Annotated in this window: 17 protein-coding genes and 3 pseudogenes (1 of these 20 cut by a window edge); 2 read left to right on the top strand and 18 right to left on the bottom strand. The window is 38.3% G+C overall.

The window, feature by feature from the left end; translation table 11 throughout:
- Positions 1-128 precede the first annotated feature (128 nt).
- Positions 129-1,946 carry an acyltransferase family protein gene (locus tag GOM47_RS00890; protein ID WP_235080776.1) on the bottom strand — a complete coding sequence of 606 codons (1,818 nt, stop codon included), beginning with the start codon at positions 1,944-1,946 and terminating at the stop codon, positions 129-131.
- Between the two features lie 100 nt (positions 1,947-2,046).
- Positions 2,047-3,189, bottom strand: coding sequence for a tRNA guanosine(34) transglycosylase Tgt (gene tgt, locus GOM47_RS00885; RefSeq protein WP_235080775.1), 1,143 nt, complete (start codon positions 3,187-3,189; stop codon positions 2,047-2,049).
- 116 nt (positions 3,190-3,305) lie between these two features.
- Between tgt and GOM47_RS00880 the strand changes: the two genes are divergently transcribed.
- Positions 3,306-4,163: a DUF975 family protein gene (locus GOM47_RS00880; protein WP_235080774.1), complete on the top strand. Its 858-nt coding sequence runs from the start codon at positions 3,306-3,308 to the stop codon at positions 4,161-4,163.
- Between the two features lie 135 nt (positions 4,164-4,298).
- On the opposite strand, the gene GOM47_RS00875 is transcribed toward GOM47_RS00880, so the two are convergent.
- Positions 4,299-4,688: a nuclear transport factor 2 family protein gene (locus GOM47_RS00875; RefSeq protein WP_235080773.1), complete on the bottom strand. Its 390-nt coding sequence runs from the start codon at positions 4,686-4,688 to the stop codon at positions 4,299-4,301.
- Positions 4,689-4,825: 137 nt separating this feature from the next.
- Here GOM47_RS00875 and GOM47_RS00870 point away from each other — a divergent pair, with 137 nt between their 5' ends.
- A complete protein-coding gene (locus tag GOM47_RS00870; protein ID WP_235080772.1) occupies positions 4,826-5,170 on the top strand; it encodes a winged helix-turn-helix transcriptional regulator in 345 nt (114 codons plus the stop codon).
- Between the two features lie 50 nt (positions 5,171-5,220).
- Here GOM47_RS00870 and GOM47_RS00865 read toward each other — a convergent pair.
- From GOM47_RS00865 to GOM47_RS00795, 15 genes and pseudogenes are all read right to left on the bottom strand, one after another.
- Positions 5,221-6,614: pseudogene (locus GOM47_RS00865) on the bottom strand (DUF4368 domain-containing protein); the annotation flags it as partial.
- 139 nt (positions 6,615-6,753) lie between these two features.
- Positions 6,754-7,623, bottom strand: coding sequence for a DUF2262 domain-containing protein (locus GOM47_RS00860; RefSeq protein ID WP_235080771.1), 870 nt, complete (start codon positions 7,621-7,623; stop codon positions 6,754-6,756).
- 234 nt (positions 7,624-7,857) lie between these two features.
- A pseudogene (locus GOM47_RS00855) lies at positions 7,858-8,097 on the bottom strand (transposase); the annotation flags it as partial.
- Positions 8,098-8,197: 100 nt separating this feature from the next.
- Complete coding sequence (locus tag GOM47_RS00850; protein ID WP_106085154.1) at positions 8,198-8,551, bottom strand: GntR family transcriptional regulator; 354 nt, start codon at positions 8,549-8,551, stop codon at positions 8,198-8,200.
- Entirely contained in the window at positions 8,548-8,766 is a 219-nt protein-coding gene (locus GOM47_RS00845) for a DUF1648 domain-containing protein (protein WP_235080770.1), read from the bottom strand. The genes GOM47_RS00850 and GOM47_RS00845 overlap by 4 nt, the downstream gene beginning before the upstream one ends.
- Positions 8,767-8,785: 19 nt before the next feature.
- Positions 8,786-10,342 (bottom strand): hypothetical protein, encoded by a 1,557-nt coding sequence (locus GOM47_RS00840; protein WP_235080769.1) that lies wholly within the window; start codon positions 10,340-10,342, stop codon positions 8,786-8,788.
- Positions 10,317-11,045 carry an ABC transporter ATP-binding protein gene (locus tag GOM47_RS00835; RefSeq protein WP_235080768.1) on the bottom strand — a complete coding sequence of 243 codons (729 nt, stop codon included), beginning with the start codon at positions 11,043-11,045 and terminating at the stop codon, positions 10,317-10,319. The genes GOM47_RS00840 and GOM47_RS00835 overlap by 26 nt, the downstream gene beginning before the upstream one ends.
- Before the next feature lie 110 nt (positions 11,046-11,155).
- Positions 11,156-11,773 (bottom strand): TetR/AcrR family transcriptional regulator, encoded by a 618-nt coding sequence (locus tag GOM47_RS00830; protein ID WP_235080767.1) that lies wholly within the window; start codon positions 11,771-11,773, stop codon positions 11,156-11,158.
- Between the two features lie 131 nt (positions 11,774-11,904).
- Positions 11,905-13,371, bottom strand: a complete 1,467-nt coding sequence (locus tag GOM47_RS00825; RefSeq protein ID WP_235080766.1) for a recombinase family protein — start codon at positions 13,369-13,371, stop codon at positions 11,905-11,907.
- Between the two features lie 46 nt (positions 13,372-13,417).
- Positions 13,418-13,636 (bottom strand): annotated as a pseudogene (gene tnpA / locus GOM47_RS00820) (IS200/IS605 family transposase); the annotation flags it as partial.
- Between the two features lie 197 nt (positions 13,637-13,833).
- Positions 13,834-14,916: a LysM peptidoglycan-binding domain-containing protein gene (locus tag GOM47_RS00815; protein ID WP_235080765.1), complete on the bottom strand. Its 1,083-nt coding sequence runs from the start codon at positions 14,914-14,916 to the stop codon at positions 13,834-13,836.
- A 165-nt stretch (positions 14,917-15,081) separates the two neighbouring features.
- Positions 15,082-15,702 carry an HAD family hydrolase gene (locus tag GOM47_RS00810; protein ID WP_235080764.1) on the bottom strand — a complete coding sequence of 207 codons (621 nt, stop codon included), beginning with the start codon at positions 15,700-15,702 and terminating at the stop codon, positions 15,082-15,084.
- 3 nt (positions 15,703-15,705) lie between these two features.
- A complete protein-coding gene (locus tag GOM47_RS00805) occupies positions 15,706-16,986 on the bottom strand; it encodes an MATE family efflux transporter (protein WP_235080763.1) in 1,281 nt (426 codons plus the stop codon).
- 60 nt (positions 16,987-17,046) lie between these two features.
- Entirely contained in the window at positions 17,047-18,531 is a 1,485-nt protein-coding gene (gene thrC / locus GOM47_RS00800) for a threonine synthase (RefSeq protein ID WP_235080762.1), read from the bottom strand.
- Between the two features lie 74 nt (positions 18,532-18,605).
- On the bottom strand, positions 18,606-19,461 hold the 3' portion of the coding sequence (locus GOM47_RS00795; protein WP_235080761.1) for a gamma-glutamylcysteine synthetase. It continues 422 nt past the right edge of the window; the window shows 856 of its 1,278 coding nt (coding positions 423-1,278); the start codon falls outside the window, past its right edge; its stop codon occupies positions 18,606-18,608.

Raw genomic sequence — 19,461 nt, 5'->3', positions numbered from 1 at the left:
CTTGATAGATTGTTTCTAGAATTTATTATGTCAATTACATTATAAACCTTTCTTTTTCATTTGTAAATGGTATAGACCTATTTTTCGTGGATATTTTAAAAGAGCTGGATTTCTCCAACTCTTTAATCTTATTTTGATTTTACAGGCAGTTCTTGAGCAGCCTTAACAGCAGCTGCAATCGTTTCTGCGTAAAGCTTAGCACCTTCTTCAATCATGTTGCTATCATTTCCAAAGTGGACTTGGTCGGTTCCAGCCCAGATTTCAGGGTGTTCCTTAGCGACCTTATTCCAGTCAGCGATGCTCACATATGGATTCTTTTCAGCTAATTCTCTCGCATAAGCCGCATACTGCTCCACTGATGCATAAGTGTCCTTGCTCTTGTCTCCCTCATAAGGTGTCACCAGTATCAGATGGTGTCCTTTCGGTAGATTGTTCACGATGCTGTCCAAATCATTCTTATAACCTTCAGGATTGTTGACCCCCGTTGCAATGACAACTGTTTTTAAAAGCGCCTTGTTCTGGCTATTATTGAGCATGATGTCATTGGCTTGCTTGGTCGTTCGACTAACCTGGGCATTGATATTTGCTTCAGGAAGTGCCTCTTGTAAGGCTGTATTGGCACGCAAAGCTACCGAATCTCCTATTAGGCTTGTTCCCTCAGAAATTCCTAGGCGACTCAGTTCAGCTTGTTCAGCAAGAGTCTTTGTTTGCCCTATATTGGTCTGGGCTTGTTTGAAACCATTGACCATCAAGTCTGTCTCAAAAGCTCCAACTTGGGGAGCCACAGCTATGATAATCAAGGTAAGCAAGGTAAGAATGCCAGCAGCACCAGCACTAATTGGTTTAATATGAGGCAATCGACTAATCTTCCGTATTAAAGGATTGGATTTACCAGCAATCAACGGCTCAATAATATAGAAGGATAGGATAGCAAAGAAATAAGAAAAGATGATTGTCAGAATAACAGCAGGCAGATTACTCATCAACTGAGAAAAGATAATATAAAAAGGCCAGTGGAAGAGATAAACCGCGTAGCTGGTATCCGCTAAAAATGTAATGATCCGAGGTTCTTGTATCTCAGGCGTTTTCTCATGCAAGACACGCGCAGCAAAAATCATGGTCACTGCCGCTAAACTTGCTAGCAAGAAGCCAAATAAGTATGCAAACAGATAGGTGAACTTGACAAAGAAAGTCAAGAGCATTAACACCAAGAGACCTGCAGCAAATACCAGTAGATTCTGACGAATATCCCATGTCCGGTCAAACTGCTTGACTAAATCGCTCGTCTGACGAACCCCCACAACTGTCGCCAAAATGCTTCCTAAAAAGAAGGGATAAACATGGGTTAAACTTGAAAAGTAGACAGATGAATGGGAACTAGCCATTAGACTACCAATAAACATGGAGAAAAAGCTAATGATGAAAGCTCCCGTAGAAAGAAGAAATACCATCCCTCTCAATTGACTACTAGATTTTGAACGTTTCGACAAGAACCAAACCGCTAAGCCCCAGAGAATATAGTAGTGAACCTCAACAGCTAGACTCCAGTTGTGAACAAAGAGATGCGGAATGAACTGGGATTCATAACTTCCCCCTGTTAACATTTCGTAGAAGTTGGTCATAAAACCGAGAACTCCAGCAATCTGGCCACCAATTCCAGCAACATAGTCTTGGCGAACTAAGAGGGTAAAGGGCATGGTCACCAAAACCATCAGAACCACAGGTGGCACGATCCGATAAAACCGTCTCTTAAAAAAGCCCAGCAAATCAATCTGGCTTTTCTTTCCAAACTCTTCTAAAAGGAGGGAGGTAATCAAGAATCCCGAAAATGTGAAAAAGACATCTACCCCGAAAAATCCTCCAGGAAAGATGGTCTGAAAGAAGTGGTACAGAAGCACCAGAAGTAAACCTGTAATCCTAATCAAGGAAAACCATTTAATACGCATACGAGTCTATTCTCCCTTTCGTTATACACTTTATTCTATCAAAAAAAGAAGAAAAATCCTACGAGAAAACGTAGGATTTTTAGCTTCTATAAATTCCATTTTAAAAATTGCGTCCTGACTTGTTGTAGCCATATTTTCCCACAAAATACTCACGGAATTCCAAGAGATTGTCATCCATGATAGCTTGGCGGACCTGCTTCATCAGGTTAAGCAAGAAGTAAAGATTGTGGTAACTAGTCAAGCGGATACCAAAGGTTTCATCAGCCTTGAGCAGGTGACGAAGATAAGCGCGTGTATAATTCTTACATGTGTAGCAATCACACTCAGGATCCAGTGGCGTAAAGTCTTCAGCGAATTGGGCATTTTTGACAACCAAACGACCTTGACTGGTCATACAAGTTCCGTTACGAGCGATACGAGTTGGTAAGACACAGTCAAACATATCCACACCACGAATCACACCATCAATCAAGCTATCTGGCGCTCCCACACCCATCAAATAGCGAGGTTTGTTTTCAGGAAGAAGTTGGGTTGTGAAGTCCAAGACGGCATTCATCTCTTCGTGGGTTTCTCCCACTGCCAAACCACCGATAGAGTATCCAGGGAAATCCATGCTGACAAGGTCGTGAGCCGACTGACGACGAAGGTCTTCAAATCCTGCCCCCTGCACAATTCCAAACAAGCCTTGGTCATGCGGACGGCGATGAGCCTTCAAACCACGCTCAGCCCAACGACTAGTACGCTCGATGGATTTCTTAACGTAGTCATAGGGTTGGTAAAACTGAGGGCATTCATCAAAGGACATCATGATGTCTGAACCCAGATTGTTCTGAATGGAGATAGCTTTTTCTGGTGATAGGAACATCTTGGAACCATTGAGGTGGTTTTTAAAGGTTACTCCTTCTTCTGTGATATTTCGGCTATCTGCTAGAGAATAAACCTGAAAACCACCACTATCCGTCAAGATTGGCTGGTCCCAGTTCATAAATTTGTGGAGACCACCTGCGCGTGCGATGAGTTCGTCCCCTGGGCGAAGCCAGAGATGATAAGTATTAGAGAGGATAATCCCTGATCCCATCTCCTTCAATTCTTCAGGCGACTGGGTTTTAACAGTGGCTTGGGTCCCAACCGGCATAAACATAGGTGTTGGGAAGGTACCATGCGGAGTGATGATTTCTCCCAGACGGGCTCCCGTGTGTTTTTCTTTCTTAATCAAACGGTATTTGATTGGTGAATCTGACATTTTCTACCTCCGAAGCTGGGAAAGACAGTCCCAGTTCATACTTTGTGCCCAAAGGCATACTGTATGATTTTATCAAAAAAACCAGGAACTGTCACGAACTATGGTATAATGAGAGAATGAAATACCCAAAAATTGATTTAAAAACCATTCGTCTGCAGACTAGGCAATTTCAGGCTGAAAATCCCCGCCTCTTTCTGGTCTATCTCTTACCTAGCATGCTAGTCATCTTGTCAGGCTTTCTCAACCCCTTGGCTCGTCTCCAGGAAAGTGTTTTAGAGCAATCCTTTTTCAGCATGCTGGCACAAGTGCTCCAAGCCTATCTCTTCCCGCTAGTGGTTTCTTTTATGAGCACGATTTTTCTAGCAGGTGCTGCCTTTGCGACACTCCGACTCCTCAAGGATCCTGATACGGAACTCTCAGTAAAATCAAGCCTGGCCCTCTTTGCTGAAGAGCGCTTCTCGCAAACCTTCCTAACTCTGCTCCTCAAACGTTTCTACCTCTTTTTATGGAGCATTCCAAACTTAGTAGGGGTTTATTTTCTTTTTTATAGCAATCTCTTGGCTCGAAGATTTGTTGCCCTACATCCTGAATTTCCTAATCTTGACCTCTCATCTGTTGAAACCGAGCAATTCCTTATGACCTTTGGGCTCTACTTTTTCGCGAGCCTCATCTTGATGATTGTGGGCAATCTCCTCTACGTACCGCAACATTATGCTTACTCGCAGGTAGAATTCCTCCTCTGCGACACTCTGGATTTAGGACAAGCTAAACCAAGCCAAATCCTTAAAACTAGCCGTTTCTTGATGAAGGGTTACAAATTCCAGCGCTTTGTCCTCGACCTACAACTACTCCCTTGGTACTTCCTCAATTGGATTACTTTTGGAATTGCTAGTTTTTCAATCCTTCCCTATATCCAGAGCAGCCAAATCATTTTCTATCGAACTTTACTCGCTCTCAAACGCCGAAAAATATAAACTTTCTACTATCTCAAAAAAATCAGCACTTTCTAAAGAAGGTGCTGATTTCATTTATTTTGGTTTTTCAGAAAAAAAGCACTTGTCATATCATTTACACATAACTTCCTAATTTTTATTGAGTATAGATATAATTTATTCCCAAAACTTATCTTCTTCCTCTTGTTTTTCTGCGAAAGTCCAAACTTCCTGTATCTTACCATTCTCTATCCTGAATAGGTCAATCCCCGGATCATTTAGTTTTTCTTCTCCTCTTTCTGCTAAAGAAACAACACTGGCAGCCACAAAACAGTCATTGCTTGCAGCCCAATTTGTTATCACCCTAAATGTTCCGTTACTTCTTTTTGAAAATTCTCCCAAACGCTCCCCTAATACCTGTTTTCCCACTATCACACCGGAAAGTGAACTCTCTCCTCCCATATGCCATACAATATTATCCGACATCATTTCAAAAACCGCTCCAAAATCTCCTTTTGATAATGCTTCTGTGTAAGCATGAAACACTTTCATAACTTCATTTTTCATAGCTGATCTCCTTTCATTTTTTGAGAAATGATTTTCTCTTGTAATTATTATACTCCTTAAGACTTGATTTTAGAAGTACGAACATTTATAATACATAGTATCTAATAAGATACTGTTAGTTTTCTAAGGAGGTTACAATGTCAAATGTTTATGATAAATGTCCCTATGTTACGACTCAAAAAGTTTTACAAGGAAAATGGGCGATTGTAGTTTTATATCATCTAAGTACAGGCACGAAAAGATTTAGTGAACTTGAACGGTTAATACCTGATGTTACCCGAACCGTTTTAACAAGACAGCTCCGTCAATTGGAACAAGACAAACTAATCGTCAGAAAAGTTTTTCCGGAAGTTCCTCCTCATGTTGAGTATTCTTTGAGTGCATTAGGTACAAAATTCCAAAGAGTATTAAATGAAATAGAGGTCTTTGGTTTAGATTATATTGCTGAACTCAACAAGTCTAAAAATACAAAGAGATATTAAATATAATTATTAAGAATTCCGGATATTATTATTAAAAAAGAAGTCTATAATTAGGCTTCTTTTTTCATTAGTTCTTTATATTTACTTAATGGTATTCCGCTTTTTTTCAGCGTTTTCATTTTTTCCTGTTTGAGTTGCTCCCTTTTCTCCTTGTATCTGTCCTCATATTCTTTTTGCTTGCCATTTGCTTTACGCTTGAGGTAGTTTTGGTGAAGTTTGTCTTTTCTTGCTCGTTTTTTTCTTCCTCCTCCCTTAATTTCTTTGTTTCTTCTTCGGATAATTCTTCTTTCAACGGTTCATAGTTACCGATAAAGTTGAAGTAGATTTCGACTTTCTGATTAGCGGTTTGACTGCCTTTTCGATCTCGTTCGTGGACTAAGATTTTTTCTACAAACTCGTTGATGATGGTCGGTGTCAGTTCATCAAAGTTATCATAGCGTTCAATCAACCGGGTAAACTTTTTGGCTCTGTCTGTTTCTTTTTCGTATCGCTTGATGGCTTTTTCCAACCCATCGATTTCTTTGCTAAGTTCCCTTTACTCGGTTTCATACTGATTGTTTAAGATTTCATATCGGTTGTCCGGTATCTTCTCCAATATCATATCTTCGTATATCCGACACATTAAGCGTTCCAGTTCCTGAAGCCTGTTTGTACTATCTGTGAGCCTTGTCCTTTTCTTTTCCATTTCCATTTTCTCACTTTCTTCCATTTCGTTTTGAATGGAATGGAGAAAGTCTTCGTTATCTTCATCAAGGCTTTTCTTAATGTCTTGTAGGGTGCTTTGAATGAGATTTAATACCACTTCCGCTTTTATCCTGTGAGCGGAGGGACAAAGTGTTCCACAAGGTACTTTTGTGTAGGCACTGCAAGTATAATAGGGGATATTCTTGTAATTGCTCGTTCTGTGAACATACATTTTACTTCCACAATCAGAATAGTATATAAACCCTGTAAGGGGGTGATAGTCCCCCCAACCATCGGGATACCGTTTGACATTTCCTCGTATTCTCTGCACATTATCAAAGGTTTCTTGGTCGATAATCGGCTCGTGGGTGTTCTCAAAGATGAGCCACTTATCTTCGGATACATATTTAGTTTTCTTGTCTTTGAAATGCTTTCTGGTTTTGAAGTTGACCGTATGCCCTAAGTATTCTTACTTTTTTAGGATACTTTCAATCGTGGAACTACCCCAACGATACGGATATTCAAACACTTTGCTTTGATGTAGTCCATATCCCAATTTCTGCTGATGATAGGCAGGTTTGTCGGCTTCTAATCTCCTTGCAATGGCATAGGGTCCTTTTCCGTCCAATGTCAGATGGAATATTCTTCGGACAACCTCTGCCGCTTTTTCGTCTATAATCCACTGATTTTTATCGTCTTTGTCTTTGATATATCCATAGGGTGGACTGCTTCCTGTGTGTTTTCCGCTTTCTCCTTTCGCTCAAATTCTTCAATAAAAAAAGAATTAAGCAAAACATCTTTCACTCAAATAGTGATGAAGTGTTCTTCTTAATTCTATAACTTCTGTAACAGGACTAAGTCGCTTCTTCACAACAAAGAAAGAGTCACATGCTTTCCATTTACCCTACCAAGCACACATTTTCTATACTTCCTTCGATAGTTGCCCTGACCTCTACCGCATGCCCAGCAAAAATATCCTCTTTATCTCCATAATAAAGAGTCAAATCCCCCGCTTCGCTGATAGACAGTTCCCCCAGATACAAGGAATTATAAAAATAGTCCTCTGTTAATACTTCGGCATCTCCGTCTGAAGCTAGCCAGTCCTCTGCTGTTTCCCACATCTCTTTTACTATAACGTCTCGGATTCCAGAGTCTCTTCGGTCAATATCTCCGACAAATGTTTTCAAGTAACCAAATGATTTTGGTGGTAAGCTGGCATCTTCATTTGCATCCAACATCACGCTAACCTTGCTTCCCGCAAGATCCATATTTCCCTCAAACCATGAATAAGCCCTATTTAAAGTAAATTCGCCTATAGAATCTTTGATGACGACTGGTTTAACATATTCTGCAATCAGAGCCTCTAATCTACTATCCGACTGCCCATCTTCAATGTATTCCAGTAGACGATAACAGTTATTTGCTACTGCTGCCATATAAGGTTCTAATTGCCTTTGTGGTCTTTTCTGACATTTGATGTGATGAATCTGATAGGGCTCGAAACTATAGCTATAGAGCAAGCCCCTCTCTTCATATTCCTCTGGACTCACCAACCACTCCAAACGTCCCTCTATTTCCGAGAACTCCTTTGTCTCCACATTCACACTTGCTACAAAATGAACCGAAGGCAACTTCCATCCATTCTTTAAAACAGCCGCGCCTCCCACATTTTGTAAGGTGATAATCAAGAGTTCAACGACTTCACCACAAAATTCTTTTTCAAAGTCGTCAATGGTTTTCTCAAATGTTTTTTTCAAACTATTCATCATAGTGTTGCCACCTTCTACTAAAATAAAAATACTTGATTTTCAGTCAACTTCAGTTTGATTATAGCATAGATTTGAAAACATTTCGACTTAAAATCATAACCACCCGTCAAACGGGTGGTTTGTACCAGGGCTATAAGCCCAAATCACCAGCCAGCGCCTAAAGACGCTGGCTTTCACGTTGTTCAAGCCTCATTGCTCTTGACTCGTCACTTGCCTCTCGAAGAGGCTTGGGTATTACTTACCACTATCCCTAAAGGGATCCTCATATTCTTTTACACTCAATTTATCCAGTGCTATATCATGCTTTACTCGTTCTCGAATTTTCATACTCGTGAAGAAATCATCCACTGGATAATTTCTTTAATCTTGAATATATTTCCTGATTGTGGCTTCATTAAGTCCCACTGTACTCACATAATAACCTTCTGCCCAGAAATGCCGATTCCCAAACTTGTATTTGAGATTGGCATATTTTATGCTAATAACAGAATTTGGTGTTCCCATTATTTATCCCTCCATAAAACTTATATAAATCAAATATTTCTCCCTTCTTAGATTAGTTTTTCCATGTTAATCATTTATTTTTAGTTGCAACATATTCTTCAAACATCTTGATTATCTCAGTATCCGAAAATCCTAACTCATATAGTTTTTCCAACAACATTTTTGTTAGTGTATTCGAATCCTGATTTCTTAACTCAATTATTTTCTGATCACTTTCAATAACAAAATATCCTTTACTTCCACGACTAACAATCAGTCCCTGTTTCTCAAGAACTTTTAAAGCTTTTTGAACTGTTGCAGGATTACATCCCTCCCTCTGTGCTAAAGCCCTTATAGGTGGCATCTGTTGTTCCGTAATATAATCGCCTCTTAAAATAGACACTCTTAACGCTGAAGCAATTTGCAAATATAGATATACATTCATTTATTTTTATTTTTTCTTCCTCGTACGAATTTCCAATATGCAGAATATGGAATAACCGCAGCAAATAGAAGATAATATTTATTAGCAAACATATCGGGGATTCCTTTTGCATTGAGATGAACAGGAATTTTCTCTGGGAGAAATATGCAAACAATAAATATTACAAACATTATCCCTATCAACACCAATGTATCTTTTAAAAATCTTTTTTTCATAGAATATCGCCTCCTTAAACTAAAAATTTAATTTACAAGTTTTTATATAAACACCACCTGCAATAATAAGCAAAATAAATGCTACTCCTAACAATGTTAATAATATAGGAAAATGCAAAAACCAATGGAGAAGAATTGGTATAACTAACGCAGCCATTCCAATAATTGCAGACACAATAACAGGCATACTCTGTTTTACTATCATCATCTCACTTTCCCATTCAAAGTTGGGAAATTTTTTATTCAAAGAAATTCCAATCACTGTTATAAAAACGGAATAACAAATAGGAACAATTATTAAGCTGATGGTTTGAATAATATCCATATCAAGCTTTAGCAAAAATATAAACACAGAAACAATATATCCAATTAAATGAAGCGTAAGATTTACTGCAATCTTAGAATTTAAAATCGTTTTTATTGAAATAGGAGAACTTTGCAAAATCCAAACATTTTTACCTTCTAAAGATATGGAAAATGCTGCCGGACAACTAAGTAAAAACATTGAAGCAATACACATCGGAGCAAAATTTGAAAGATATTCATTAACATTTTCGATTCCCGAATATTCCCCTATTTGTTGTAAAGAATTAAAAAGAAGAAATATGCTGAAAACACATAAAAGTATTACACCAAGGCCTGCATTCAACACTGCCATATATGAATTTAGAAACCGTCCCATTTCTTTTTTATATAGGGCAAAAAATACTGATTTTCTATTATTCGAATTTTTGTTGTCAGAATATCTTGTTGTTGTTTTAGCAAGAGTATTAAGCAATCCATACTTCAATGAAACCACTTTGGCAAATATATAAAAAAATACTATTGAGAGAACAATAAATAATTCTACTCCAATGTACATTGGAAAATTATAGTATTCCATAAATAGCTTAGATAACGGGTACAATCCGGTAATTTGCTTAGAAAGCATAATCCCAATACTATTTTCATTACCTGATTTCATAGCTGACACTGCAATATATCCAATTATCCCTATCATTGCAAATGAAAAAATTAAAGCAATAACATTCTTTCTCTTAAAGAAAGATGAGGCAACAACAATAATGATTCCCATACATGCTGCTATACACATAGGTATCAACGGAACAAAAATTATGGAAGTAAAATACAATATAATCTGTAATGCATTTAAACTTCCGTTTAACACCCAAACAATTCCCCCCGGAAGCATAAACATCAATCCTATTAAAAAATTCAATAAATACATAAACATAAACTTGCTGCTTATAATATCCGAACTTTTTACAGGCAATGACAAAAGATTTTCCATATCACGACTGCCAAATAAAATCCCATTCGAATAAAATATTGTCAAAAATAATATTGCAAAGCTTGATACCGATACCATATATGCCGGTATCAACTCCTGCTGTCCCAGTCGTACCAATGTTTTGGCTGTTATGATATTATAAACAAAGAAAAATATAGCAAGAGTTATTATTCCAAAACTTGCAATAACAATTGAACTTTGTTTTTTATTTCCCGGCTCTTTCATTTCGTTGATCGGAAAGAAATTTATCAATTGTGCTCTAATTAGTATCCAAATTTTGCTCATTATCCTGCACCTCCATGAAAAAAGTTTCCAAAGATTTATTGCCTTTGACTTCTTCTGTATTTCCGCTCGCAATTAACTTTCCATTTTTTATAATTGCAATTTTATTACATAATTTTTCTGCAACATCCAATACATGTGTTGAAAAGAAAATAGCTCCTCCATCTGATACGCATTCGTGCATTATTTTCTTTAGTAGAAAAGTTGCTTTCGGATCAAGCCCAACAAAAGGTTCATCTAAAATTAGTAACTTTGGAGAATGCACCAGTGCAGAAATAATCGCCGTTCTTTGCTTCATACCATGTGAATACGAAGATATCATCCCCGAAAGATGCTTAGTCATTTCAAATAAATCACTATATTTTCGAATTCTTTCTCTGCGTATTTCAGTAGAAATTTCAAATAAATCTGCAATAAAATTGATGTACTGAAATCCCGTCATATGTTCATATAAGTCTGGATTATCCGGAATGTATGCCATCATTTTTTTACAAATAATAGGCTCCTCTTTAATGGAATGCCCATCAATCGTTATACTTCCATTCTCAAAATCATGAATCCCAACTACTGCTTTTATTGTTGTAGTTTTTCCGGCTCCATTTGCACCAATGAATCCATAAATATCTCCAGACTGTACTGAAATGGATAAGTTATCAACAACTTTTTTGTCTCCATAGAATTTACTAAAATTCTTTATCTCTAACATAATTCCTACCTCCATTGACAATTTGTCAGTTATTCTTTAAGATAAAACCGATAACTTGTTTAGCAGTAGCTATCGGCATATTATTCTCTTTGCAAAAATTCTATTCTTTTTTAATTACTAAAGAGCTTTTTTGTATTTAAGTTTTGTTCAAGCATTACCTTAAACGCATTTAAGTAGTTATTAACAGGTTCTTTCTTTAGATATCTTATACTTATGTTATTTGAAGCAAAAACATAAGCTGTCATAAGAAACTCTGCTGTTTCTAATGGGTATTTTACAGAAAAAACTTTTTCCGTTATTCCTTGATTTATAATCTTTTCAAAATATATTGTCAGTTTTTCAACAAGCTTATGGGATAACTTATCTATCATATATTGATTTTCTTTAAGGTCAACTGTTCTTTGTAGCACTGTACCCTCTGCTGAAATATTTTCCGAAGATATAATTGTGACATCTATAAATGATCTGATTTTTTCTATCGCAGTTTTATCTTCATCATAAGCAATAATATAAATATCTTTCAGTAGTCTATCTGAATATTGTTCTACAAGACAATATAAGATATCCTCTTTATTCTTAAAGTGATAATATAACAACCCTCTTGATATATTTACTTTATCAACTATATCCTGAGTTGTTGTATTAGTATATCCTTTCTCCATAAAGAGTATCATTGCAGCATCCATAATCTCTGCACGTCGTATTTCAGGTTCTTTTACATCTCTCATTTTATACCTCCTATTATTTCTATAATACATCTAAACTGACAAATTGTCAATTGATTTTAATCTTGTTATTTTATGCTTTTTCATAGTCTTTTCTTAAACTCTTTAGCTTTCATGTTTTTTCTCTCCTCGCTTTATACCTTTCCTGATATTCCCTCTGCTTCAATTCTATCCTTTACTTTTTTCATATACCTATAATTATACTCACGCTTCTTTTCTCTCTTTTTCCTTAGTTTTTCGAGTTCCTCAAGTTCTTCTTTTGTAGGCTCTTTCTTCGGCATTTCAAACTTACCAATAAACTTTAGGTATATTTCAACTTCCTGTATCCTCTCACAATTTTCCCATTTCCCCTCGTGAACTACTATCTTATCGACAAATTCATTGATCATTTGGGTTGTGAGTTCGCTACAGTCAGTATATTTCTTTACAAGTGCGATAAACTTGTCCGCTCTGATACTGTCTTCTTCAAAATCTCTTAATGTGTATTTTGTTTGCTCTATTGATTTTTCTAATGCTGTTTGTTCTTTTTCAAAATCTTTTAACATCATATCAAAATGCTTATTAGAAAGTTTTCCGCTTACATTATCTTCATATAGCTTTCGGATTAAACTATTTATTTCAGATATTCTTTTTTCTTCTTTTGCTAATCTTTTCTTTAATAGCTTTGAGGTTTTTCCCTGTTGCTCCTTTGATGCCCGATATACTTTTTTAATAAATTCTTCTTCATTCAATTTTACATATTCACTTACTTCCTTTATGGTATCTAAAACTAATTTATTGATAACTTCACTTCGGATATAGTGTGATGAGCATTTTTCTTCAAAATTTCCTCTTGCCAAGTTATAGGTTGAACAAATATATTCATCTTTTAGAGGACGCCTTTTATCTGTTTTTCTTCCTAACCAATCCCTCTTAAATCCTGCTTTTCCACGATGGTTATACATTTTAGCTCCACAATCTGCACAAAAAACAAGTCCAGTTAATGGATTTGCTATCCCTACGCTATCTGTTCTTCTAATGGTCTTTCTAAGTTTTTGAACTGTATTAAAGGTTTCTTCATCAATAATCCATTTGCTTGAATTGTCTTTATCTTTACGATAGCCGTAGATAGCATGGTTTGATATATGATGTCCTCCCTCCAATCCTCTTGATTTTAATACACTCTTTATCTTTTTACTGGCATCTCTGATGTACCATTCATTCATAATATTTAGAAATGGAGCAAATTCAGCACTTTCTGTTTTATTACTATCAACACTATTTGCGATAGCTATAAAGTGTACTCCCTTTTCTCTAAACATCACTTCGGTATAAAAGCCTACCTGAAGATAATCACGACCGACACGACTCATATCCTTAACTATCACAGTATCTATGATGTTATTTTCTACTCCCTCGATGAATTTCTTCCAAGCCGGTCTTTCAAATGAGCCTCCTGAATATCCGTCATCGGTAAAATACAAGATATTGGTATAACCATTTTTATTAGCATAATCTTCAAGCATTTTCTTTTGGTTTATAATTGAAGTACTGTCCCCTACCATTTCATCATCACGAGAAAGTCTTTCGTAGAGGGCAGTTATTTTTTTGTTTGTAGCCATTGACTTTTCCCCCTTTTTATTTTTCTAATCTACACTTCATAGAATATAACCTCGGTGGAATGCTCACCAACATATGAACATGATCTGGCATTAAGTGTCCTTCGATAATCTCAACACCTTTATAGTTACATAATCGGTGAAATATTTCTCCCAAACTACTTCGATAATGATTATAGATAACTTTTCGTCTATACTTAGGGGTGAACACAATGTGATATTTACACATCCATTTTGTGTGTGATAAACTATGTGCCTTTTGTGCCATATTTTTCTCCTTTCGCTTTACAATTGGCTTGAACACCTTTATTGTATCGCGTTTGGAGTTTTTTGGTATAACCTTCAACGTGCACCCGCATAGTGAGTGGTTTATTTGTCTCGCACCTAGCGGAGCGAGACGGACTGAAAGTCACATAATCACAAAAAGAAGCCTCAAATCTTGCGAATTTTCAGCTTCTTTTTCTGTTAGTTCATTGATACGTGAACGTGGTCATAGTGATTTTCGGTTACGCTACCACGGTCTGGCATTGGATTCCATGTGTAGGCTGGTCCATATTTGCTATCGTATGGAGCGTAGAAACGTTGCTTCCAGATGATGTAGTTGATACCACGGCTAGCCATGTTTTGAACCGCATATTCCGCAATTTGGTCACCGAGCGCTGAACTCACTGGAACCATAAAGTCGATGGCCAAACCTTTTCCATGGTCACCACTGTCACCAGGACGGTAACCACTAAAGGATGTGATGCCAAACAAGTTGGCGATTTCTTCTTTAAAGGCTGCAGTTTGTGGTTGAAGACCAGCATTCTCAGACTTAGCTACAGCAAGTCCTGCATAGTCAGGAGCCGCTGGAGCTGAATAAGTTCTTGAAGGAGTTTGGCTCTGCTCTGCTTGATAAGTCGAAGTTGCAGTGTCAGAATTTGTTGTTTCTTCTGCTGTACTTGTTCCTCTTGTATCAGCAGGCGTTTCTGCTACCGGTGCTTCCGCTGGAGTTGTTTCTTCTGCCACAGGGACTTCTGTAGATGGTGTCTCTTCAGTAGTGGTCGCTGTCTCAGAAACTTCTGAATTTGACGCTACTTCTGTTGGTTTTTCAGTCTCTGTTGCAGTTGGAACTTCCTCAATTGGTTGAGAAAGATCTTCTACTTGAACTGTCTCTTCATCAACTGTTACTTGGTTGGTCGTCAAATCAGCTGTCGCAGTCGTCACTTCTTCACTAGAATCTGCTTGAGGAGTTTGGATTTCAACTTCCGTCACCTCTTCTGCCTCATTGACAGTTGTAGTGAGGACAGTATCTGGGAAAATCAAGTCCATATTGGTGATTTTGTTCAAATTTGCAAGAACTGTGACATCTACACCCAAGGCTTCTGCAATGGTGCTCAAGGTATCACCATACTGTACTGTATAGCTTGTTTTGTTGTCCGTTTTAGTCAAATCGTTTTGGATTTGCTCAACACTACGTGCAGTCCAAAGGACTTCTTCTGCTTGGGTTGCCAATACTGGGGCAAATGACAAGGCTACTGTTGAGGCTAAAATAATTCTTTTCTTCATTCTTTCCTATTCCTTTCAAATAAATACCTGTCTATCATATCACAAAAAAAGCAGAAAAAAAGCCCTCTCGGGCCTATTTAATAGAACTGTCTATTCCTTGTAACAAACTCGATTACTTGAAATAGTTTGTTAGGTCTCTGTCACAAAACTGACATAATCTTCTCGTTACTTACTCTCAAAAATATGAGGAATATCTGCTAGTGCTTGAATCATGTGATTGCCTTCAAAAGAAGATTCTAAAAAGTTGATGCTTTGAATACCGCTATTCTGGGCAAATTCCACATCCAAAGTTCTATCCCCTATATAATAAGTCTTCTCAGGATTCAGCTGATACTTGTCTAGCAAATAGGTAGCCACTTCTGGACTTGGTTTTCGTGCAAAACCGCTCTGCCCCGTCAAAATCTCTGTAAAATACTCAGCTAAACCCAAATCACGTAAGATTGTAAAGGCATTATCCCCCTTGTGAGTGTAAACGAACTGTTGAATGCCTTGTTCAGCAGCCCAAGCTAGCACCTCACGTGCATCAGGCATCAACACAACTTGTGCATTCTTTTCTGCCAAACTTTGCCCCCGCACCTGATTGAGAACCGCCGCATCCAAATCTCTTTCCTCTGCCACTTGCTCCAGCAAATCCTGCACCGAAAATTTGAGGATAAACTCTCTCACTTTCTCCTTATCATAAGGAATAGCAAACTGGCCAAAGGTCTCCTCAATCCCTGACAAAATCGCTTCGTAAGAGTCCAATAAAGTCCCGTCTAAATCCCAAATAAAAGCTGTTTTTTGCATTTTCTATCCTTTCAACATCATATAACGTTGGTAACGGTAGCGTAGAAATAACCAACGAAAACCATTATCCAAAAGAGTTCCGGCCCAAATACCAGGCAAGCCCCAACCAAGAACAATCCCCATCAGATATCCTGTTCCAATGCGGATACACCACATTCCTATACTTGTCGCATAAAAGGGAAGCCGAGCATTCCCCAAACCCTGCCAAACTGCTGTATAGATGACTGTTCCTGTCGTCATCGGGGTTCCTAGTAGAGAGAAAAGTGTCACGAGAACACTTGCTTCAACCGCTACTGGATTGCTAGTGTAGAAGTGACTTAGAGGTGTTCCTAGGATATAGATCCCAAGAGTTAGGGGCAACATGAAAATCAGAGAAATCCAAAAACTTTTCCTGCTTAAATTGTCTACTCTTTCCCAATCATTCTCTCCAACTGCTCGAGCTACCTGCATGACCGTTGCCGTAGCGACGCCAAAGGCTGGCAGGTAGTTAAACTGGGTCAAAACTTCTCCGACTGCATTTCCCGCTACTGCCTCCGTCCCAAAAGAAACAACTAAGGCAATGATGACGACATCTCCAGCCCGCATCATGAGACGTTCTCCTGCTGCTGGTATAGCCAAAGTCAACAAATCCTTATCTAGACCAAAAGTCGGCTTTTCATAAGGCAGTTTTAATTGCGACCATAAAATCACAAGACCCACCAAGCGAGACAGAATAGTCCCCCAAGCAACACCAGCTATCCCCATATCAAGAACAAAAATAGCTAGACTTGAAAAAAGAATATTCAAGGCATTAGATAAAAAACTAACATAAAGAGGCAGACGTGGATTATGAGTTGCACGAATCAAAGCCCCCAAACTCGTCATCAAGCCCAAGAGAACAATCGATCCGCCTACCAAAGAAAGGTAAAGTCCTCCGCTTTCGGCCACAGCCTGCTCAGTTCCCAAAAGTCCTATCATCTCTTGCCCAGCAAAGAGCGATAAGGTGCCTAAAAGTGCACTCAGCAATAGGGTTATCTTGAGAGCCTCTGTCACGTGATAAGCCAACTTGGACTGATCTTTCTGCCCCAAACTTTTTGAAATAACGCTGGAAATAGCTGCCCCAAGAGCGATGAAAATCGCCTGGTAAATCGTAATAATATTGCCAGCCACTGAAACACCTGAAATAGCGATTAAGCCCAAGTGAGCGACCAAGTAACTATCTACCATCCCCATGAGCATTTGCAAAAAGTTTTCACCCATAGCTGGCAAGGCAATGTTGAGAATATCTTTATTTTTTTTAAACAATCTCTCCTCCTGATGCAAAGAAACTCAGTTGGTTTCCCAACCGAGTTTACTCCCTCTGTCTTAAAGTCCTAGATAAGCCTCAACCGCTGCTTGCATATCAGCAGCTGCCACTGTTGTTTTATGACGAACTGGAGCTGTTTCTAGGCCATCAACTGCTGGTGGCACTGCCACTCCTGAAATTTCATGTAATTGAGCCAAAGCTTCAAAGTCAGTTAAGCCAACTTTCCCTGTTACAGCTTCTACGGCAACCACTGGGAACTTGTATGGACTAGCTGTTGAAGCAATCACTGTCTTAGTCGCATCGCCAGTAGCCACTTGGTATTTTCTATAAACAGCTGAGGCAACCGCCGTATGTGGGTCCTCGATATAAGCATCTGTATCATAAACACGTTTAATTTCTGCCGCAGTTTCTTCCTCAGTCGCATATTCAGCTGCAAAGAGATCCAGAATCGCTGCATCAAAATCTGTTAATTCATATTGTCCTTGTGCATTCAAGGCATTCATGAGTTCAGTTGTCTTAACCGCATCATTCCCCAAAAGATGGAAAATCAAACGCTCCAAGTTTGAAGATACCAAGATATCCATAGATGGACTAGTCGTCACCTTAAACTCACGTTTCTTGTCATAGACACGTGTTTTAAAGAAGTCTGTCAAGACATTGTTGTCATTTGAAGCACAGATCAATTTGCCAACTGGCAGACCAATTTGTTTAGCATAAAAGGCAGCCAAGATATTGCCGAAATTCCCAGTTGGTACTGTGAAGTTGACCTTTTCACCAGCCACAATCTCACCAGTCTTGACCAACTGAGCGTAGGCATAAACATAATAAACAATCTGTGGTACCAAACGACCAATGTTCATAGAGTTAGCTGATGAAAATTGCAGTTTATTAGCAGCCAACTTTTCACGAAGAGCTACATCGTTAAACATATGTTTGACGTTAGTTTGCGCATCGTCAAAGTTACCATCAATAGCAATAACATGAGTATTGTCGCCAGTCTGAGTAGTCATTTGTAACTCTTGTACCTTGCTGACACCATCTTTTGGATAAAAAACGATAATCTCCGTACCAGGGACATCTGCAAACCCCGCCATAGCAGCTTTCCCAGTATCACCCGATGTCGCTGTCAAAATGACAATCTTGTTCTCCAAACCATGTTTCTTAGCAGCTGTTGTCATAAAGTATGGCAAGATGGACAAGGCCATATCCTTAAAGGCAATGGTTGACCCGTGGAAGAGTTCCAAGTTGTATTGCCCATCTAGTTTCACCAAAGGAGCAATAGCTGGGGTATCAAATTTACTATCGTAGGCATTGGTGATACAGTAATCCAACTCCTCTGCTGTAAAGTCATCCAAAAATGCTGACAAGACCAGCTTAGCTACTTCTTGGTAAGAAGCATCTTTTAATTTGTCAAAGTCCAAATCGACCTTTGGATAAGTAAGAGGTGTAAATAGACCACCATCCGTCGCCAAACCTTGCAAAATAGCTTGGCTGGCAGTTACTGTATTATTCGCATCACGCGTTGATTGATAAACTAATGTCATAATCTCTATCCTTTATCTATAGTCCATTCCATTATATCATGATTTTTCAGAAAATTCTCCCTTTATAAGAGAAATTATAGGCTCAATTCTTCTTTCAAAGGCTGTAAATAGGTCATTTCATGCTGGCCTCTCTTCTCCAGTCCTTCCTCAGCAAGAAGGAGTAAGCCTTTTGAAAACTCAACAATTGCAGATTCTTCCTCATATGTGAGTTTTTTCTTAGAAAATTGCCGTCTCAATGACTTGTAATCACGTCCAAATGTGATAAAAAATGGAGCCTTTTGCAAATAAGTTTCTAATTGATCTAAATTAACCAACAATCCCAAGTGAAAGGCAGCAGAAGCAAAAGTCCTATCAAGCGGCTGAGTACACACACTACGAAACTCAACTGTTCCTCGAGTCGTTAAGTCTTGGTACTGATAACTACGGTGTGTCTGAAAGTCCTTCTCCTGAGGATAAAGAAGGATCTCTTCCCCATCAAGAGCGAAGGCATGAATTTCAGGGGTTCCTAAGTAATCTTTTGCTCGAATTGGATAAAAATAATAGGTTTCACCATCCCGCTCTGCTGTAAAAATCGCAGACTGATTTAGATAGTCCAAAAAATCAGCTTCATCTTTAAAGAGTCTAGCATTGACACCTACATTCTCTGGATAGATCCCATGCATAGATTTTTCCCAAAAAATATCTCTTGAAACTTTGGTATCCCAGTCTGCCCCCGAAAACACAGAATTGGCAAACAAATAGGCTTTTGCTGCTTCAATTTGAGTAAAAGCATTGATGACCCGCAGAAAGTTAGACTTTGAAACATCCAATTGAACTTGGCTCCCACAGATAAAAGCACCATATCGTGGATAATCGTGTAAATCCATACCTGGAAGAGTTCTGCTCAACTTCAAATAGTTCATTAACATCTGATAGCGTGCAGAAGCAACT

The organism is Streptococcus oralis, assembly GCF_021497945.1.
GTDB classification, from domain to species: Bacteria; Bacillota; Bacilli; order Lactobacillales; family Streptococcaceae; genus Streptococcus; species Streptococcus oralis_BR.
The sequence above is the reverse complement of the archived record's forward strand: the minus strand, read 5'-3'. Positions and strand labels throughout refer to the sequence as shown.

What these genes read in the sequence shown, in the direction of transcription:
- GOM47_RS00890 (WP_235080776.1), bottom strand. Translation starts at nt 1,946, where the DNA reads ATGCGTATTAAATGGTTTTCCTTGATTAGGATTACAGGTTTACTTCTG.
- tgt (WP_235080775.1), bottom strand. Translation starts at nt 3,189, where the DNA reads ATGTCAGATTCACCAATCAAATACCGTTTGATTAAGAAAGAAAAACAC.
- GOM47_RS00880 (WP_235080774.1), top strand. Translation starts at nt 3,306, where the DNA reads ATGAAATACCCAAAAATTGATTTAAAAACCATTCGTCTGCAGACTAGG.
- GOM47_RS00875 (WP_235080773.1), bottom strand. Translation starts at nt 4,688, where the DNA reads ATGAAAAATGAAGTTATGAAAGTGTTTCATGCTTACACAGAAGCATTA.
- GOM47_RS00870 (WP_235080772.1), top strand. Translation starts at nt 4,826, where the DNA reads ATGTCAAATGTTTATGATAAATGTCCCTATGTTACGACTCAAAAAGTT.
- GOM47_RS00860 (WP_235080771.1), bottom strand. Translation starts at nt 7,623, where the DNA reads ATGATGAATAGTTTGAAAAAAACATTTGAGAAAACCATTGACGACTTT.
- GOM47_RS00850 (WP_106085154.1), bottom strand. Translation starts at nt 8,551, where the DNA reads ATGAATGTATATCTATATTTGCAAATTGCTTCAGCGTTAAGAGTGTCT.
- GOM47_RS00845 (WP_235080770.1), bottom strand. Translation starts at nt 8,766, where the DNA reads ATGAAAAAAAGATTTTTAAAAGATACATTGGTGTTGATAGGGATAATG.
- GOM47_RS00840 (WP_235080769.1), bottom strand. Translation starts at nt 10,342, where the DNA reads ATGAGCAAAATTTGGATACTAATTAGAGCACAATTGATAAATTTCTTT.
- GOM47_RS00835 (WP_235080768.1), bottom strand. Translation starts at nt 11,045, where the DNA reads ATGTTAGAGATAAAGAATTTTAGTAAATTCTATGGAGACAAAAAAGTT.
- GOM47_RS00830 (WP_235080767.1), bottom strand. Translation starts at nt 11,773, where the DNA reads ATGAGAGATGTAAAAGAACCTGAAATACGACGTGCAGAGATTATGGAT.
- GOM47_RS00825 (WP_235080766.1), bottom strand. Translation starts at nt 13,371, where the DNA reads ATGGCTACAAACAAAAAAATAACTGCCCTCTACGAAAGACTTTCTCGT.
- GOM47_RS00815 (WP_235080765.1), bottom strand. Translation starts at nt 14,916, where the DNA reads ATGAAGAAAAGAATTATTTTAGCCTCAACAGTAGCCTTGTCATTTGCC.
- GOM47_RS00810 (WP_235080764.1), bottom strand. Translation starts at nt 15,702, where the DNA reads ATGCAAAAAACAGCTTTTATTTGGGATTTAGACGGGACTTTATTGGAC.
- thrC (WP_235080762.1), bottom strand. Translation starts at nt 18,531, where the DNA reads ATGACATTAGTTTATCAATCAACGCGTGATGCGAATAATACAGTAACT.